12 protein-coding genes are annotated in these 18,807 nt (G+C 59.0%); 3 read left to right on the top strand and 9 right to left on the bottom strand.

The window, feature by feature from the left end; all coding sequences use genetic code 11:
- The 8 genes from ALO80_RS09875 to ALO80_RS09840 all read right to left on the bottom strand — a co-directional run.
- Positions 1-1,651, bottom strand: a 1,651-nt coding sequence (locus tag ALO80_RS09875; RefSeq protein ID WP_144434213.1) for an efflux RND transporter permease subunit, incomplete at its 3' end; no start/stop codon positions are given.
- Positions 1,648-4,758: an MdtB/MuxB family multidrug efflux RND transporter permease subunit gene (locus ALO80_RS09870; protein WP_055008867.1), complete on the bottom strand. Its 3,111-nt coding sequence runs from the start codon at positions 4,756-4,758 to the stop codon at positions 1,648-1,650. The genes ALO80_RS09870 and ALO80_RS09875, both read right to left, overlap by 4 nt.
- Entirely contained in the window at positions 4,755-6,056 is a 1,302-nt protein-coding gene (locus tag ALO80_RS09865) for an MdtA/MuxA family multidrug efflux RND transporter periplasmic adaptor subunit (protein ID WP_055008866.1), read from the bottom strand. Before ALO80_RS09865 ends, ALO80_RS09870 begins: the two co-directional genes overlap by 4 nt.
- A gap of 152 nt (positions 6,057-6,208) precedes the next feature.
- Complete coding sequence (gene tpx, locus ALO80_RS09860) at positions 6,209-6,709, bottom strand: thiol peroxidase (RefSeq protein ID WP_054988700.1); 501 nt, start codon at positions 6,707-6,709, stop codon at positions 6,209-6,211.
- Between the two features lie 91 nt (positions 6,710-6,800).
- Positions 6,801-7,718 carry a LysR family transcriptional regulator gene (locus tag ALO80_RS09855; RefSeq protein ID WP_055008865.1) on the bottom strand — a complete coding sequence of 306 codons (918 nt, stop codon included), beginning with the start codon at positions 7,716-7,718 and terminating at the stop codon, positions 6,801-6,803.
- Between the two features lie 106 nt (positions 7,719-7,824).
- Complete coding sequence (locus ALO80_RS09850; RefSeq protein ID WP_055008864.1) at positions 7,825-11,505, bottom strand: translocation/assembly module TamB domain-containing protein; 3,681 nt, start codon at positions 11,503-11,505, stop codon at positions 7,825-7,827.
- Between the two features lie 5 nt (positions 11,506-11,510).
- Positions 11,511-13,235, bottom strand: a complete 1,725-nt coding sequence (locus tag ALO80_RS09845) for an autotransporter assembly complex protein TamA (protein ID WP_055008863.1) — start codon at positions 13,233-13,235, stop codon at positions 11,511-11,513.
- 59 nt (positions 13,236-13,294) lie between these two features.
- Positions 13,295-13,966 carry a GNAT family N-acetyltransferase gene (locus ALO80_RS09840; RefSeq protein ID WP_054988704.1) on the bottom strand — a complete coding sequence of 224 codons (672 nt, stop codon included), beginning with the start codon at positions 13,964-13,966 and terminating at the stop codon, positions 13,295-13,297.
- 191 nt (positions 13,967-14,157) lie between these two features.
- Here ALO80_RS09840 and xthA point away from each other — a divergent pair, with 191 nt between their 5' ends.
- A complete protein-coding gene (gene xthA / locus ALO80_RS09835) occupies positions 14,158-14,970 on the top strand; it encodes an exodeoxyribonuclease III (protein WP_055008862.1) in 813 nt (270 codons plus the stop codon).
- A 119-nt stretch (positions 14,971-15,089) separates the two neighbouring features.
- On the top strand, positions 15,090-16,433 hold the full coding sequence (locus ALO80_RS09830; protein WP_055008861.1) for a substrate-binding domain-containing protein: 1,344 nt from the start codon (positions 15,090-15,092) through the stop codon (positions 16,431-16,433).
- Between the two features lie 12 nt (positions 16,434-16,445).
- Here ALO80_RS09830 and ALO80_RS09825 read toward each other — a convergent pair whose 3' ends face one another.
- Positions 16,446-17,675 (bottom strand): acyl-CoA dehydrogenase, encoded by a 1,230-nt coding sequence (locus tag ALO80_RS09825; protein WP_055008860.1) that lies wholly within the window; start codon positions 17,673-17,675, stop codon positions 16,446-16,448.
- Between the two features lie 182 nt (positions 17,676-17,857).
- On the opposite strand from ALO80_RS09825, the gene ALO80_RS09820 reads away from it, so the two are divergent.
- Positions 17,858-18,787 carry a LysR family transcriptional regulator gene (locus ALO80_RS09820; RefSeq protein ID WP_055008859.1) on the top strand — a complete coding sequence of 310 codons (930 nt, stop codon included), beginning with the start codon at positions 17,858-17,860 and terminating at the stop codon, positions 18,785-18,787.
- Positions 18,788-18,807 lie beyond the last annotated feature (20 nt).

Genomic DNA, 18,807 nt, shown 5'->3' with positions numbered 1-18,807 from the left:
TCTTGGGCACGACCACATACAGCGCAATATTCACTACAACGGTGATCAGCAGGCTGAGCAGCGTCAGCCGCCGGTGCCGCATGACCCAGCCAAGCGAGCGGTCATAACCGGCGACCATGCGATCATTGATCCGCTCGCTCCAGCGCTGAAAGGCGTTCTCCCCGCTGGCTTCGCGTGGTTTCAGCCAGCGCGCGCACAACATAGGGGTCAGGGTCAGGGATACGATCAGCGAAACGACGATCGCCACCGACAAGGTAATGGAGAACTCGCGAAACAGGCTTTCGACCAACCCTCCCATGAACAGGATGGAAATGAACACCGCTACCAGCGAGACGTTCATCGACAACAGCGTGAACCCCACCTCTTTGGCACCAAGAAAGGCTGCCTTCATTGGGTCCAGACCGTTGTGAATATGCCGGGAGATGTTTTCCAGCACCACGATCGCATCGTCCACCACCAGCCCGGTGGCAAGAATCAGTGCCATCAGCGACAAATTGTTCAGGGAAAAGCCGAACAGGTGCATGATCGCAAATGTGCCTACCAGCGAGACAGGAACCGCCAGCGTGGGGATCAGCGACGCGCGAAAACTGCCGAGAAACAGGAACACCACCATCACCACCAGCACCACGGCAATCAGCAGGGTCATTTCTGCTTCGTGCAGCGTTGCCTTGATCACCGGGGAACGGTCCATCGCAACATTAAGGCTAACGCTGGCGGGCAGCACCGCTCGCAGCGCCGGCAACTGCGCCTTGATCTGCGCCACGGTTTCAATGATGTTAGCGCCCGCCTGCCGGTTGACGACCAGCAAGACCGCACGATCATTGTTGTAAAAGCCACTGTTGTAGCGGTCCTCTACGGCATCACTGACTTTCGCGACATCCTTGAGGCGCAAGGTCGCCCCGTCCTTGTAGCGAATGATCAGTGGCGCATAATCCTTGGCCGTTTCCAGCTGGTCGTTGGCCTGAACCTGCCAGTTATGCTGATCGTCCTCGACGAAGCCCTTCGGTCGTCGAACGTTCGCACCCGTGATCGCGGTACGCACATCGTCAAGCGATACGCCGTACTGCGACAGCATCTGTGGTTCCAGCTCGATACGCACCGCAGGCAGCGAGCTGCCGCCGATCTGCACTTCACCGACCCCGGAAACCTGTGAAAGGCTTTGCGACAGAATGGTGGACGCCAGATCGTAAAGCTGACCTTTTTCCAGCACCGTCGAGGTCATCGACAGCACCATGATCGGTGCCTGGGACGGGTTGACCTTCTTGTAGGTCGGCATGCTGCGCATGCCGCTGGGCAACAGGTTGCGCGAGGCATTGATGGCCGCCTGCACTTCCCGCGCCGCGCCATTGATATCGCGATCCAGATCGAACTGCAGAATGATCCGCGTCGTACCCTGGCTTGAATTGCTGGTCATGGTGTTGATACCGGCGATACTGCCCAGAGATCGCTCCAGTGGCGTTGCCACAGTGGAGGCCATGACCTCGGGGCTGGCCCCCGCCAGACTGGCGGACACCACAATTACCGGAAAATCCATGTTCGGCAGGGGCGCGACCGGTAATAAACGGAAGCTGACAGCGCCCAGCAGCATGATCGCCAGACTCAGCAGAACGGTCGCAACCGGGCGACGGATAAAAGGCGCCGACAGATTCATGCGTCAGCCCGCTCCAGTCGGTCCGGGTCGGCAGGCTTGCGCCTCCAGCGACGGCCAAGCCGGTCGAAATACAGGTAGATGACCGGTGTGGTGAACAGCGTAAGGACCTGACTGACCAGCAAGCCGCCGACCATTACCAGCCCGAGAGGTTGCCGTAGTTCAGCGCCGGAGCCGCTGGCGAGCATCAGCGGGATGGCACCAAACAGTGCCGCCAGGGTGGTCATCAGAATCGGCCGGAAGCGCAGCAGAGCCGCTTCGTAGATCGCCGTTTCCGGCGCTACACCCCGGTTGCGCTCGGCATCCAGCGCAAAATCGATCATCATGATCGCGTTCTTCTTGACGATGCCGATCAGCAGAATAATGCCGATGATCGCAATCATGCCCAGATCGTTGCCGCTGATCAGCAAGGCCAGCAATGCGCCTACCGCCGCCGACGGCAGCGTCGAGAGAATGGTGATCGGGTGGATATAGCTCTCATAGAGCACGCCCAGGACGATGTACATGGTCACCACGGCCGCCAGAATCAGCAGCAGCGTGCTGGACAACGATGCCTGAAATGCCTCGGCAGCGCCCTGGAACTGGGTTTGCACGCCAATCGGCATGCCGATCTCCTGCTCAACCTGCTCGATCACCTGCACGGCGTTGCCCAACGCGATCCCGGGCGCGAGGTTGAACGACATCATTACCGCCGGAAACTGCCCGAGATGAGCAATGGCCAGCTGTGCCTGGCGCTGTTCGACGCGCGCCAGACTCGACAGTTTTACCTGCGCGCCGTCGGTGGTCTTGACATGAATCTGGTCGAGCGCGGCAGGACCGAGTTCACTGCCGGACGCTGCCTGCAGGACTACACGATACTGGCTGGCCTGCGTATAGATAGTGGAGATCTGCCGTTGCCCGAAAGCGTCGTACAGAGCATCGGTAATATTCGCAACCGTGACCCCTACCCGACTGGCCGCATCACGATCAATGTTCAGATAGACCTGTAAGCCCTTGTCCTGCAGGTCGCTGGCGACATCCGTCAATTCGGGCCGTTTGCCGAGCGCTTCCACCAATCTCTCGCTCCACAGCGCCAGCAACTCGGCATCAGGCGAGGACATGCTGAACTGATACTGAGTGCGACTGACCCGGTCTTCAATGGTCAGGTCCTGCACCGGCTGCATGAACAGACGGATCCCCGAGAGTTTGTCGACCTCGGGCTGCAGGCGCTGGATCACCTCGGGCGCGGTGATATCGCGCTCCCCGTGAGGCTTGAGATTAATCAGAAGACGCCCGCTATTGAGCGTTGCATTATCGCCGTCGACGCCGATATAGGAAGACAGGCTGACCACCGCAGGGTCCTTGAGAATGATATCGGCAAGCGCTTGCTGACGCTGGCTCATGGCAGCAAACGAAACTGACTGTGGCGCTTCCGAAATACCCTGGATCACACCGGTGTCCTGCACAGGAAAGAAGCCCTTGGGTACAACGATGTACAGCAGCACAGTCAACGCCAGAGTGGCCAGTGCGACCAGCAGGGTCAGAGGCTGATGCTTGAGCACCCAGCGCAACCTGCCTGCGTAGATATCGATCAGCCAGTCAATCCAGGCACCGCTGGCACGGTAGAAACGGCTCTGCTCTTCTTCCTTCGGCTCGCGCTTGAGCAACCGCGCGCACATCATCGGCGTCAGGGTCAGCGATACCACCAGCGATATCAGTATCGCGACCGCCAGAGTGATGGCGAACTCACGAAACAGCCGTCCGACCACATCAGCCATGAACAGCAGCGGGATCAGTACCGCAATCAGGGACAAGGTAAGGGAAATCAGGGTGAAACCGATCTGTTTTGCGCCCTTGAGTGCCGCCTGCAAGGGGGTTTCGCCCTCCTCGATATGCCGGGAGATATTTTCCAGCATCACGATGGCGTCATCGACGACGAAGCCGGTCGCGATGGTCATGGCCATCAGCGTCAGGTTGTTCACCGAGAAGCCCGCCAGGTACATGATGCCAAACGTGCCTACCAGCGACAGTGGAACGGCAATCGAAGGAATGATCGTTGCACTGAAGCGACGCAGGAACAGAAACGTGACCAGCACCACCAGAACGATCGCGATCAGCAACTCGTGCTGAACATCGGTCACCGAGGCGCGGATCGTCTGCGTGCGATCCGTCAGCACCACCACATCAAGACCGGCCGGGAGGTTTTCGGTGATCCCCGGCAGCAGAGCCTTGATCCGGTCGACCACATCAATCACGTTGGCACCCGGCTGACGCTGAATATTCAGCAGCACAGCCTGACTGCGGTTGGCCCACGCCGCCAGCCGCTCGTTTTCAGCCCCGTCGACGATTTCGGCCACATCCTTCAGGCGCAAGGGGGCCCCGTCCTTGTAGGCCAGAATCAGGTTGGCGTATTCCTCCGGAGACTTCAGTTGATCGTTGGCATCCAGCATGGAAACCCGGGTCGGCCCGTCGAAGTTGCCCTTGGGCTGGTTGACGTTGGACGCGCCGATCAGCGTTCGTACATCGGACAGATTAAGGCTGTTGGCGGCCAGCGCCTCCGGATTGACCTTGATACGGACCGCCTGACGCTGCCCGCCGGCAATGCTGACCATGCCGACGCCGCTGATCTGCGAGATCTTCTGCGCCATGCGCGTATCGACCAGATCATTGAGCTTGGGCAACAACATTGTTTTCGAGGTGATGGCGAGGGTCAGAACCGGTGTATCGGCGGGGTTGACCTTGTTGTAGACCGGTGGCGCCGGGAGGTCGGTCGGCAGCAGATTGGTGGCGGCGTTGATCGCCGCCTGCACCTGCTGTTCAGCCACATCCATATTGATATCGAGGCTGAGACGCAGCGTAATGACCGATGCGCCGCCCGAGCTGGTCGAAGCCATCTGGGTCAGGCCGGGCATCTGTCCGAATTGACGCTCGAGAGGGGCAGTGACGGAGCTGGTCATGACCTGCGGGCTGGCACCGGGGTAAAGCGTCATCACACGGATGGTCGGATAATCGACCTGAGGCAGCGCCGAGACCGGCAGCAAGGTGTAGGCAATCAGACCCGCCAGGACAATTGCCAGCATACTCAGTGTGGTGGCAACCGGACGCAGGATGAACAGACGCGACATGTTCATACGTTTGGTTTTTCCACCTTGCCGAGTGCTGCCGACTTGTCGGTCTTGCTGTCAGGCTTGCCTTGCAGTTTCTGAACCGGGCCTGCCGGCACATCCTTGCTGTCGTTGACGACCTCGACTTCAGCACCGTCGCGCAGGCGATCGGTGCCTTCAAGCACCACCCGCTCGCCTGCTGCGAGCCCTTCGGTGATGACTGTTGACGTCTCGTCGCTCGGACCGGTCTTCAACAGCTTGAGCTTGACCTTCTTGTCCCCGTCCAGCACATAGACAAAGGTCCCGTCGGTGCCGAACTGAACTGCGGCGGTAGGTACCAGCGTCGCCTGTTTCAGCGTATCGGCGCGCAGACGCACATTGACGAACTGGTTGGGGAACAGGATCTCGTCACCGTTATCGAAACGAGCCTTGAACTTCAGGGTGCCGGTCGTCACGTCGATCTGGTTATCGAGACTGGCAAGTACACCGGCAGCCTGCATTTTCGTATCGCCACGGTCCCAGGCTTCGACCGGCAGCTTGTCGCCGGTGCGATAGCGGGAAATGACTTTGGACAGGTCTTTCTCCGGCAGCGTGAAGGCGACCGAAATGGGTTGGGTCTGGGTGATCACCACCAAGGCGGTTGTGTCGTTGGCGGCAACCAGATTGCCGACGTCCAGCTGTTTGAGGCCGACACGACCGGCAATCGGGGCGCGGATGCGGGTGAAATCCAGACTCAGCCGGGCATCAGCCACGGCCGCCTGATTGGTCTTGATCGTGCCCTTGTACTGATTGACCAGCGATTCGGCCGTGTCGAGGGTCTGTTTTGCAATACTGTCCTCTGCATACAATCCACGGTAGCGCTGCACGTCGAGCTGGGCATTCTTGAGCAGCGCCTGATTGGTGGCCAGCGTACCTTCGGCCTGCTGCAATGCCACCTGATAGCTGCGCGGATCGATTTCAGCCAGCAGATCACCGGCCTTGACCATCTGCCCTTCCTGGAAATAAAGCTTGACCAGCTCTCCCGCCACCCGGCTGCGCACATTGATGGTGTTCATCGCCGTCACAGTGCCAAGCGCCTTGTAATAGATCGGAAAATCGCCTTCGGTTGCCGGGGCCACTCGCACCGGGACAGCGACAGCCGATCCACCGAAGCCTGGCCGCGCCATGCCGCCCGCGCCAGGCTTCCTGCCCTCGGAGCCTTTCCCAGGGGTGGACGCAGGCCAGAGCCACCAGCACAGGGCAACAATGACCAACAGGATCAACAAACTGATCAACCAGCGACGGGATTTACGAGAGCCAGACGATTGCATGAATAAATCAACCATTACAGGTGGGGGCTTGTTCAGAAGGCTGAACAATAAGCACAGATGCGTTACAAGCAAAGCGCCTTTACCAAGCGCTTACTTTTGATAAACGTATGAAGCACAGACAAAAAAACGGCCTGAGCGGACTCAGGCCGTCGAAGTGTTGCGGGAAGTTACTTCAACACAGCCAATGCCGCGTCGTAGTCGGGTTCTTGAGCGATCTCTGCGACCAGTTCGCTGTGCAGCACATTGTCGTTTTCGTCCAGAACAACCACTGCACGGGCAGTCAGACCTTTCAGCGGACCGTCTGCAATTGCAACCCCATAATTCTTACTGAAGTCGGCACTGCGGAAAGAAGAAAGGTTCTTGACGTTCTCAAGACCTTCGGAGCCGCAGAAGCGCGCCTGGGCAAACGGCAGGTCAGCGGAGATGCACAGCACGACGGCATTGCTCAGCTCGTTTGCCTGGGCGTTGAATTTACGTACCGACGTTGCACAGGTCGGCGTGTCGACGCTAGGGAAAATGTTCAGTACCTTGCGCTTGCCAGCGAAATCCGCCAGGGTCTTGTCGGCAAGACCTTCGCCCACCAGCGTGAAGGCGTGTGCCTTGCTGCCGACTTCAGGCAGGTTGCCATCGACCTGAACGGGGCCGCCTTTGAGGGTCACTTGAGCCATGAAACACGTTCCTTTTTGAAATGAATAAAAGAGTTCGGAAGTTAAACACGAAAGTGTGCCGGAGCCTATATCGGATAATTCCGAATTTTTCTCAGGAAACCAGTCTGTCCCTGATATCAGGGTGGGCACATAATTCCACCAGCCAATCGACGAATACCCTGACCCGCCGCGACAACTGTCGATGAGGCGGGTAAAGCGCCGTCAGCGGTAAAGGCGGCGGACGATGCGCGCGTAATACTTCGATCAGTACTCCGCTGCGCAATTGCGCGGCGACATGATAACGCGGCACCTGTATCAGGCCGAAACCTGCCTCGCAAGCCGCCACATAACCATCGGCACTGTTGACGGAAATAGAACAGGCCAACGCGTGATCAACCTGAACGCCGTCGGCCATGAACTCCAGACCATAACGTTTGCCGGTACTGGTCGAAAAATATTCGATTACCTGATGTTGCGTCAGGTCCGGCAGGTTCAGCGGCGTCCCATATTGCTGCAGATATTCGCGACTGGCACAGGTGATCTGGGTCAGATTGCCCAACGGTCTTGCGACCAGCATTTCGTCCAGAGCTGCTCCAGCGCGCAATACACAGTCCACGCCCTCGCGGATCAGATCGACAGGCCTGTCACTCATGCCGATTTCCAGCCTGATTTGTGGGTAGCGCCGGGCAAATTCGGGCAAGGCAGGAATCACGATCATGCGCCCCAGACTGACCGGCAGGTCGATGCGCAACAACCCCCTGGGCTCAGCGCCCGCCGCAGAGAAGGAGGCTTCGGCGTCATCCAGATCGGCCAGCAGGCTTACGCAACGCTGATAGTAGGCACGGCCGTCAGGCGTGGTATTCACCTGGCGCGTGGTGCGTTGCAAGAGTTGCACACCCAAATGAGCTTCCAGCTGTTTGATCAGCATCGTCACTGATGCACGGGGCATGTGCAGGCTTTCGGCCGCTTTGGCGAAACCGCCCAGCTCGACGATACGGGTGAAGACGCGCATGGCGTTGAATCGGTCCATGATTACCGGCAGCCTGATAGAGAGGGTAGCGTGTGAAGGGTCACACTGTTTTGGCAGGGTAAACCGGTTGACACAGGCCAGTGCCATGACAGCGGCTGGCCCGTGCTCAGAAGTCCCTTTTATAGAAAATATCCAGCGAACTGGCAACACCGCTTGCCGCCTCAAGGTACACACGCTTGCTGAGCAGATAGCGCAACGCAATGGTATTGGCCGGTTCAAATACACCGACACCATAGCGCAGACTGAGCTTCTCGGTGATCTTGCCGCTGGCAACCACATTGGTCTTGTCACCGGTGCCCGAGGTGTCCAGTTCGAAGTCCTTAATACCCAGATTGTCCGCGAGCTTTCCGGTTGTGGAAGAGCTGCCTGCAACGCCCAGCGCCAGCGCGGCCTGGGCGACCATGTTATTGTCTTCGCCCGAAGTGCTCAGCGGCCTGCCCATGACCAGATAGGACAGCGCCTGCTCCTGGCTCATCGCGGGCTCGGAAAACACTTCGGTGGCAGGCTGCTCGGCACTGCCGGTCAGACGAATACCCGCGATTACGTCATCTGTCTGCCGAATCGCTTCAATATCCAGATAGGGCTGGTCAACCGGGCCTGCAAACAGCAGGCGTGCCTTGCGGATGGTAAGCCGTTGGCCATAGGCACGGTAACGCCCGTCATTGAGGTTCAGCTCGCCACGGGTGTCCAGATTGTCACCAATGTGTACGCGACCCACCAGGTTGGCGGTGAGCCCGAAACCGCTGAAAGCAAGTTTTTCCTGGCCGACTTCAACATTTACATCCATCGCCACGGCCAGCGGTGGTGCGCCCTCCTCGGTCTGCTGCCCGACGATCACCGTATCGCCTGACAACTTGACGGTGGAAGGCGGCAGCTCACGTACGGTGATTGTGCCCTTGGGCACCAGCACTTTGCCGGACACGGCCAATCGTTCTCCCTGCATGGAGATTTTCAGATCAGGTGCAATTTCCACAGCAACATAGGGCTCGACATTGATGGGCAGTCGCGCGCCCTTGAGGCTCACGTCGACGCTCGGACTCTGCCCCCAGGCCGCTTGGCCGCCTATGCTTCCCTGCCCGTTATCGCCACTTTTCCAGCCACCGTTGAGTTGTACGCTCTCTCCGGCGATAAGCGCCTGAACCTTGAGGTCATGCAGCTCCATCGGCAACTCGGCCCCTGCCACTTCACCGCCTTCCAGCGTCACGCTGCCGTTGACCAGAGGCGCGAGCAGGCTGCCTGACAATCGACCGTTACCGTTCAGGCGTCCGTTGAGTTTCTGCACCATTGGTGCAAATGGCCGGGCTGCCGAGATGTCCAGCCCGGAAAGGCTGAAGTCGCCTGAAAGGGGCTTGTCTTTGCCCAAAGGATCGATCTGCGCGTTGAGCAGCAACCGCCCCAACTTGCCACCCTCGAAGTTCAGACGCGTGTCGATACGTCTTGGTGTCAGAGAGGTGTCGAGCTTGAACGTCTGGTACGGGAAGTCCAGCCACTGCGCGTTATTGCGTACGCGCAGAGTGCCGCCTCCGGCATCGATCGTGACCTTGCCACTGGGGCCTGCTGCCGGAATGTCGAGCTGAACATCGGCGTTCAGCGCACCTTTCCAGGCAAAATCCCTGGGCATCCATTGCCCCAGACTGTCGAGCGGGAAATTCTTCAGTTGATAACGCAGGCGTGGTTCTGGCATCAGCCGCTGATCGCCACCGCACAAGCTGGCCGAACCGGACAGCCAGCAATGTGCGCCGAAGTCGAGCCTGCCGTCAGCCAGGCGCTCGATCTTCGCTGGTTGCTGCAAGCGCCAGTTCTGCCCGCCGCTCTGCACCGAACCACTGGCCAGCCGACCCCGCCAGTCGCCTTTGTCCAGCCCCCCGTCCAGCCCGATGGCAAGCTTGAGCAGCGGTCCTTGCAGGTCCAGTTTCAACTGTTGCGTCTTGAGCGTCCCCTGGCCGTCCACCAGCAAGGTCCCAAGCCCGGTGTCGCCGACTTGAATACTGACGCCCTTGAGGTTGACGGTGGCACGTTGCGATTGATCCAGCCGGGCATTGAGCGACAGGGTTTGCAGGCGATTATCCTGCAACGCGAGCTGACTGCCCTGTAACGCCAGTTGCCCTTGAGGTGCCTGCAGCGTTCCGTTCAGATCCAGGCGACCTTTGACCTGTCCCTGCAAACGTGGCCAGAGTTGAGCCAGACGCGGCAGATCGAGATCCAGCTGCCCTTTGAGACGCTCCTGCAAATTGCCAGCGCCCTGAATCCGGTTGTCGCCCAAACGCATGTTCAGGTTGCTGAGGCTCCATTGCTGATCACCACCCTCGGCCTTGGCTTGCAGCAGCGCAGGCTGTCCACGCAGACGCCCTTTAAGGTCGAGGTCAGCAGTGAGTTCGAGCCGCTCGTTGATGAGTTGCCCCCTGCTGCGCAAGGGTCCCGCGAGTGTACCGGGCAATTCAGCGACCCAGAATGAGGGGTCCAGCGCGCTCAGATCCAGGGCCGTGTCCCAGCCAATGCCGTTGGCGAATTGCAGATTCAGAAAACCGCTGGCCTTGCCCTGCCCTGCAACCAGTTCCAATTGCGGCAGGTGGATTTCCTGCAGGTTGCCGCTGAAGGGGCTGACCAGCGTGAATGCACCGGCGGGCCCTTCGAGGCTGGCGTTGAAATTGCCGAGGTAATGACCGTCGGTATAGGAAATTTCGCCCTTGAATGCATGCAACGAGACCTGCGGTTCGGATTCCACGGGATAAAGACGCTGCCAGGGAAAATCCAGCCAGTCGATGCTTGCATCAGCCGAGAAGCCATTCTGCCAATTCAACGTGCCATTTACCGCCAGACGCTGTTGGTCATTGGCGCTGAGATCAAGCGCAGCGATGCTCGCACCATTGGCGTCGGCGCTGCCCCGCAAGGACAACGCCACGGGGCCTTTCTCTGCAGGCAGGCTGGCGGAGCCGTTGATCCGGTAACCCGAGTCGAGATTGCCCTCGGCAGTCAGCAGCAAGTGATCGAGTTGCAAGGTGTCGGGCAATGCAGCGCTGGGCTTGAAGCGTTCGGCAGTCAGTTTCAGTCGCGCGGGCACATGCTCAGCCAGCGGTTGCAGCTCGCCAGTCAGCAGCCCGGGCAGGTAGCCGCTACTGTCAGCCTTGAGTTGCAGGGTCTTGAGCACATCCCCCTGAATATCCAGCGCCAGCGTCCAGGGCTGGCCGTCCTGTGGCGGAAGTTGCAGTTGCCCGCCAATGCTCAGCGGCCAGTCGCCTTCGGGCTTCAGCAGGCCCTTGAGGTCCAGCACCAGCGCATCGCGCTGCAGGTGCGCGCTATCGATCTGCAAGCCTTCCGAGGTCCAGTGCGCCGTCAGCTTGAGATCGCGCAACTGTTCAACGCCGTCCAGTTGCAAACTGCCCAGCTGTATATCACCCAGTTGCAGAGCCAGCGGCAGTTTGAGGGCTGGCAAATTGACAGGGCCGCTATCGCTTGGCGCATCGCTCGGAGGGAAACGCAGCAGTACCTGTGCCGCATGCAAGCGATCGATACACAGGGCCATTTTCAGCAGGCAGGCGGGGGTCCAGGCGAAATCGACAGATTGCATCTCCACACGGTCTGCGCCTTGCTGCCATACCAGCCGCTCTGCACTCCACTGCCCGCCCAGACGTCCCTGAAAGTTTTCCAGGTGTACGCCTGGCACACGTGCCAGCGCCCACTGGCTGCCAGCCTGGGTTCCCAGCACCAGGCTGACGCCGACAAGCGCCAGCAGCAGTAATGCGATCAGGCTCGATCCGGCAACCTTCAGGCTGCGCTTGATGTTCATCCTGTTCACAGCTCCGGCCCCATCGAGAAATGCAGGCGAATCCCGCCGTCGTCGTCCAGCGCGTGCGCCAGATCAAGACGCAAGGGGCCTACGGGAGAAACCCAACGTACCCCGAACCCGACTCCGGTCTTCAGATCCGGCTTGTCCAGATTGTTGAACGAGTTGCCCTGATCAATAAAAGTCGCCAGACGCCATTTGTCCGCGATGGAATACTGGTACTCGACACTCCCGGCAAACATGTAACGTCCACCGATGCGGTCGCCGTCGGAATTGGTCGGTGACAGCTTCTGATAGTCGTAGCCGCGAACGCTTTGATCGCCACCGGCAAAAAAACGCAGCGATGGGGGGATCGCGGTGTAACCGTCAGTAAGGTTGCCACCAAACTGCACGCGGCCCAGAAGACGGTGGTTCTGCGCGACTGTCGTCAGCCCCTTGAGCAACACGTTGGCATGCACCAGGTTGGCGTCCGATAACATGCCTTCCTTTGCCACTTGGGTGTCGAACTGCAAGCGGTAGCCCTGGTGGGGGTCGATACGGTTATCGCTGCGCAGGTACGAGTAACTGATACCGGGCATCAGCAGGGTACTGAGGCCCGAATCGTCACCCAGCCGGTATTCTTCGCGTTGCCATTTCAAGGATATGACCCGTTCCCACCCGCTGGGCAGCTTGCTGTGCCATTCAGGCCCGGCAGTCAGCAGCTTGCTGAGGCTGTCGGTGCCGGCAATCTCTTCATATTGATAGCCCCCGGCATAACGCAATTTATCGGTCAGGGGCGGATCGAGCGGCACGTCGTACCACAATCCGATGTTCTGCCGTGGCGCGGATATCTCCGATTCGAATCCATAGCTGTGACCCTGCGGATTGGCCCAGTGGCGGGTCCAGTTGGCCTTGCCACGCGGGCCGACATCGGTCGAATAGCCCAGCCCCAGCCCCATGGTGCGCGGTTTGCGGGTCTCAAGCTGGACGGTCACCGGAATAATCCGGTTTTCGGCTGCCGTAGGGGCGGCATCGACCCGTACACCTTCGAAATAACCACTGCCCTGCATGGCCTGGGTCAGTTCGGCGATGAGCTGTGAATCGTAAGGTGTATTTTCCTTGAACGGCACCATGCGCTTGAGCAGGTCATCATCGAAGGGGGCATCGCCGCTGAACATGACCTTGCCCAGTGAGTAGCGCGGGCCGCTGTCATACACGAGCTCAATGTCGGCAACCCCGGCCCTGGGGTCGATCGCCAGGCGCAGGCTGGTGAAGTGGCCACTGAAGAAACCGTAGCGTGATGCCTGATTCTGGATCAGCCGCTTGGCATCTTCATAATTGCCGTGATTGAGCACCGCGCCGGTTTTCAGCGCATCGCTCCTGGGCACACGGAAAGCCTTCAGCGACGCTGCAGGTCCTTCGACCCGAATCACCACGTTACGCAAATGGACGGGCTCGCCCGGCTGGATATTGATCACCAGACGTAGCGGGTCTCCGTCTTTTATTTCGCTGTCGATCTGCGCCTGATAATAGCCGAGCGCCTGAGCTGCCTTTTCCGCTTGCTGCTCGGCACCCAGGCTGTAGTTGCGCAATGCCTGAACGTCACGCTCACCCAAATCCCCCACATACCCTTCGACGTTGGTTTTGAGTTCCGGGTTGGCGGGCTTGATCCTGACGTCAAGGAGAGCCTGCGCAAGCGCCGCTGCACTCATCGTCATCAGGAACAGGCTGCTGAATAGTCTGAAAAGCTTCATGGGCGTAGATGCTAACACGATCGACGGGCTGCACTGGAAGCCCACGAATTGTCGAATATTCAGACCGTTACATCAGGCACCGGCAGTGAAACCTGAGGGTTCGGATGAAAAAACACATGCTCTCGGACCGGGCCTACGGCAATCTCGCCGATTTCCTCGTAACCCTGTCGCTTATAGAACTCAAGATAGCGAGGATTACCCGTGTCTACGACGATGCCTTGGGACTGTTCGTCTACTGCGCACCAATCGTGCAGAGCCCCCAGCAGTTGCTCACTCAAATCCTGCCCCAGCTTCTGTCCCTGAAATTCCGGGTCGAGCCCTATCAATGGCAGCACATGCACGGTTTCGGAAGGTACACAGGCGAGCACCGCGTTGTAATAAGCAAGGTAGCGCTGAGTGCAGCCCAGACCGGTATCCATCACCATGCGCAGGCGCCAGGCCCAGCTTTCTGTGACCCCAAGGCGACGCTGAGGTGGCGCGATCAGTGCCACGCCAACCAGCCGATCATCCAGAAACAGACCAAGCGCCGGTTGATTTTGCAGGAAGTGTTGTTTGACCAGTTGGCGAATGGTCGCCAATACGCGTTGCTCATATCCCTCGCGCTCGGCATTGAACAGATAGGCGAAGGTCGGATCGTGCCGATAGGCCCTGAACAGCAAGGAGCGGGTTTCACGGGAATAACCACTGTCGAGTTGGCGAATTTCACCCGTGATGGCAGCAGGTAGGGACATAAAGGGCCTCGTGTTAACGGAACTGCGTCTGGCGCAGCAGTTTTGGCAAGCAGGCTTTCGAGTGATGGCACTTGATAACAGTTCCAACGATTTGTGCGGGCACGCAGCCGGGCAGTGTCGGACATGGTGCTGGTCCTGAAACGACAGGTCAGCTAGCATCGCTGTTTGTTTTTGCTCAGGACCGCTGTTTTATGAAAATCGTCTCGTTCAACATCAATGGTCTGCGCGCTCGACCTCATCAGTTGGCGGCATTGATCGACAAACACCAGCCGGACGTGATCGGTCTTCAGGAAACCAAGGTTTCGGACGAGCAATTTCCACTCGCGGACGTCGAAGCGCTGGGCTATCACGTGCACTTTCATGGCCAGAAAGGCCATTACGGCGTTGCCCTGCTGTCGCGCAATCCGCCAATAACCCTGCACAAGGGGTTCGAGGGCGACGACGAGGAATCCCAGAAACGCTTCATATGGGGTACTTACGCTGACAGCAATGGCCAGCCGGTAACCATCATGAATGGCTACTTTCCGCAGGGCGAGAGCCGCGATCACCCCACCAAATTCCCGGCAAAACAGCGTTTTTACGAGAACCTGCAAACGCTGCTCGAAAGCCGCTTCAGCAACGACCAGCCGCTGATCGTCATGGGCGACGTGAACATCTCACCGCAGGACTGCGATATCGCCATCGGTGCCGACAATGCCAAACGCTGGCTGAAAACCGGCAAGTGCAGCTTCCTCCCGGAAGAGCGCGAGTGGATGGAGCGCTTGAAAAACTGGGGCCTTGTCGACAGCTTTCGTTACCTTTACCCGGAGGTCATCGACAGGTTCAGCTGGTTCGACTACCGCAGCCGGGGCTTTGAAGACGAGCCCAAACGCGGGCTGCGCATTGATTTGATCATGACTTCTACCGGTCTGCAGCCGCGCATCAAGGCGGCCGGCGTGGACTACGACTTGCGCGGTATGGAAAAGCCATCGGACCATGCGCCGATCTGGCTGGAGTTGAACTGAGCAGGCACCCTGTCGCGCGATCCAGAATCGGGTCGCACGCAGCGGTCGAGCAATCGTCATGTTCCTGCAACCTTTCTGTCTTATTCTCCCGCAACCTCCCGTGACTCATGGTGACGCCGATGTTGCGCGCTTTGCTAACGGCGCTGACCCTGTCGAGCGCTACCCTGCCCGCCATTGTACTGGCGGCACTGCCAGTGCCTGCTGGCGAGATACCTGCCTTGCGCATTCAAGGCTCCAACACCATCAATGCCCGGTTAGGTCCCGCGCTGGTTGAAGGATTGATGCGTCAGCAAGGCCTGCAATCGGTACAGACTCTTGCTGGCAACGTCATCAATGAACAGCGTGTCGTGGGCACAACTGCAGCCGGGCAAACGGTCAGCGTCGAGATCGCCGCACACGGATCAGGTACCGGATTTGCTGCATTGAAAGCAGGCAACGCCGATATCGCGGCCTCTTCCAGACCGATCAAGGATCAGGAAGCCAAGGATTTGGCAGACCTTGGCGATCTGAAAAGCGCAGCAAGCGAGCAGACCATTGCCATTGATGGCGTTGCCGTGATTCTGCATCCCGGCAATTCCGTGAGACAGCTGGATACACTTCAACTGGCGCGTATTTTCAGCGGGGAAGTCAGGAACTGGAGCGAAGTGGGCGGCAATCCGGGTGTGATTCATCTTTATGTGCGTGATGAAAAGTCTGGCACCTACGAAACGTTCAAGGAGCTGGTACTGACCAAGTACGGCAAGATTCTGTCTGGCGCAGCCGCGCGCTTCGAATCCAGCGAACAGCTCTCTGACGAGGTGAGCAAGGATATCAATGGCATTGGCTTCACCGGACTGCCTTCCGTCAGGCATGCCAGAGCGGTGGCCATTGCCGATGGCGATTCCAGGCCCATGCTGCCGACCGTGAGCCTGATTGCCACCGAGGACTACCCGCTGTCGCGACGACTGTATTTTTATGTGCCCGCCTCGGCTCATCAGCGCTGGGCCCAGGCGCTTGTGCGTTTCGCGCAGAGCGCCGGGGGTCAGGACATCGTGGCGCAGAGTGGTTTCGTCGCACAGACTGTGCAGGCACTCAAGGTGCAGCCTACCGCACAAATGCCCGCGGATTATCAGGCGCTGGCGCGCAAGGCCGAACGCCTGTCAGTCAACTTTCGCTTTGCCCAAGGCAGTGCGAGGCTGGACAACAAGGCGCAGCAGGACCTCAAACGGGTAGCGGAGTACCTCAAGGCCAGCGACAAGCTCAATCAGCATGTGACGCTGGTCGGCTTTGGCGACGCCAAGAGTGACCCGGCACGCGCAGCCCTGCTCTCAAGGCTGCGCGCCATGGCCGTGCGTCGAGAACTGCTGAAAAGCGGCGTCACGTTCCGCGACATCGTTGGCATGGGTGACGAAATGCCAGTAGCCACCAATGATATCGACGACGGGCGCATCAAGAACCGCCGGGTCGAGGTCTGGGTGCAGTGACCGGCTAGCAGTTCAGGTCCGGCTACGCACCCCGTCAGCTGGCAGGTACTTGCCCAGCTCATACTTGCCGACTGCAGCCCGATGCACTTCATCGGGGCCATCTGCCAGGCGCAGTGTGCGTTGCATGGCGTACATATAGGCCAAGGGGAAGTCATTGGAAACACCCGCCCCGCCGTGTATCTGAATCGCCCGGTCTATGACCTTCAACGCCACGTTCGGCGCGACGACCTTGATCTGCGCGATTTCACTCCGGGCGACCTTGTTGCCAGCCGTGTCCATCATGTAAGCCGCTTTCAAAGTCAGCAGGCGGGCCATGTCGATCTCCATGCGGGAGTCGGCAATCCTGTCGATGTTGCCGCCCAGCTGCGCCAGCGGTTTGCCAAAAGCAACCCGGTCGACAGAGCGTCTGCACATCAACTCGAGCGCCCGCTCGGCCATGCCGATGGAGCGCATGCAGTGATGGATGCGGCCTGGGCCCAGCCGCCCTTGAGCGATTTCAAAGCCCCGCCCCTCACCCAGCAATACGTTTTCAAAAGGTACCCTGACGTTATCGAACAGCACTTCTGCATGCCCGTGTGGTGCGTCGTCGTAGCCGAACACCGGTAGCGGTCTGACGATCTTCACACCCGGCGTGTCGACCGGGACCAGAATCATCGAGTGCTGCTGATGACGCGGCGCATCGGGATTGGTCAGGCCCATGAAAATCAGGATTTTACAGCGCGGGTCGCAGGCACCGGATGTCCACCATTTGCGCCCGTTGATCACCCATTCGTCGCTTTCACGCTCGGCACGTGCAGCCATATTGGTGGCGTCCGATGAAGCGACTTCAGGTTCGGTCATGGCAAAGGCGGAACGAATCTCGCCGCGCAACAGCGGCTCCAGCCATCGCGCTTTCTGCTCCTCACTGGCGTAGCGAACCAATACCTCCATGTTTCCGGTGTCCGGCGCCGAGCAATTGAACGGCTCGGGACCGAGCAGCGAACGCCCCATGATCTCCGCCAGCGGCGCATATTCCAGATTGCTCAGCCCGGCGCCAAGGCCGGACTCCGGCAAAAACAGATTCCACAGACCCTCCGCTCTGGCACGCGCCTTGAGTTCTTCCATGATCGCAGTGGGCTGCCAGCGGTCCCCTTCGGCCACTTGCTGATCGAAAATCGGCTCGGCTGGGTACACGTAGGCGTCCATGAACGCTGTAACGCGCTCACGCAGGGCCTGCACCTTCGGGGAATACGCAAAATCCATGGGCCACTACCTTCTCGATCAGGGTGTCGAATTCATCAGCCTGATGCTAGAGAAACACCGTACATTTATCTAATCTATTCTCGGCGTGTATAAACATTCATAACCGATATATGATCCACCATCGTTGCGGCATCCCAGCCTGCCGAACAGCGAATCACAATAACAGCACGAGGCGCCCATCAATGAACCTGAGCAAGGTCGATCTCAATCTTTTCATTGTCTTCGACGCCATCTACACCGAAGCCAATCTGACCCGCGCCGGGCAGATCGTCGGCATTACCCAGCCTGCGGTATCCAACGCTCTGGCGCGGTTGCGAGAAACCTTCAATGACCCGCTGTTTGTGCGCACAGCACAGGGCATGGTGCCGACACCCATGGCGCAAAACATTATTGGCCCGGTGCGCAACGCGCTTTCGTTGCTCAGGGTGTCGGTGCAGGAAAGCCGTATATTCAACCCGCTGCAGGCCAACAAGAACTACCGCATCAGCATGACCGATCTGACCGAAGCGGTAATCCTGCCGGTGCTTTTCCAGCGGCTGCGACGCCTTGCGCCCGCCGTCACTATCGAGAGTTTTCTGTCCAAACGCAGGGAAACCACCAAGGAGCTGGCGGCCGGTCGCCTCGACTTCGCCGTGGATGCGCCGCTCAATACCGACCCGCAGGTCCGGCATGTCAAGCTGATGGAAGATCGCTATGTGTGCGGCATGCGCAAGGCTCATCCTCTGGCCAACAAAGTCACCCTGACACTGGATGATTATCTGAGCCAGGCGCACATTCATATTTCCAGTCGCCGCAGCGGGCTCGGCCACGTGGACCTGGCGCTCGGCAAAATGGGCATCCAGCGCAGAATCGCGTTGCGCTCGCAGCATTACCTGATGGCCACGCAAGTATTGCAGCAAACCGACATGGTCATGACAGTGCCGGAACGCTTCGCCCGGCGTAACGACTTGCACTATGTCTACCTGCCGGTCAACGATGTTCCTTCGGTCGAAACCCACCTGTACTGGCATGAAAGCACTGATCAGGATCCGGCCAATCGCTGGATGCGCGAGCAGATCATCGAGCTCTCACAACGGGTAGTAGCACAGGAACACAACCTTGAAAAAGCATGAAATAAAGACCACAAGATTAT

Origin of the sequence: Pseudomonas caricapapayae, assembly GCF_001400735.1 — a bacterium.
In the GTDB taxonomy this organism is placed as follows: domain Bacteria; phylum Pseudomonadota; class Gammaproteobacteria; order Pseudomonadales; family Pseudomonadaceae; genus Aquipseudomonas; species Aquipseudomonas caricapapayae.
Note: the sequence above shows the minus strand (reverse complement) of the source record. Positions and strands in the feature narration are given on the sequence as shown.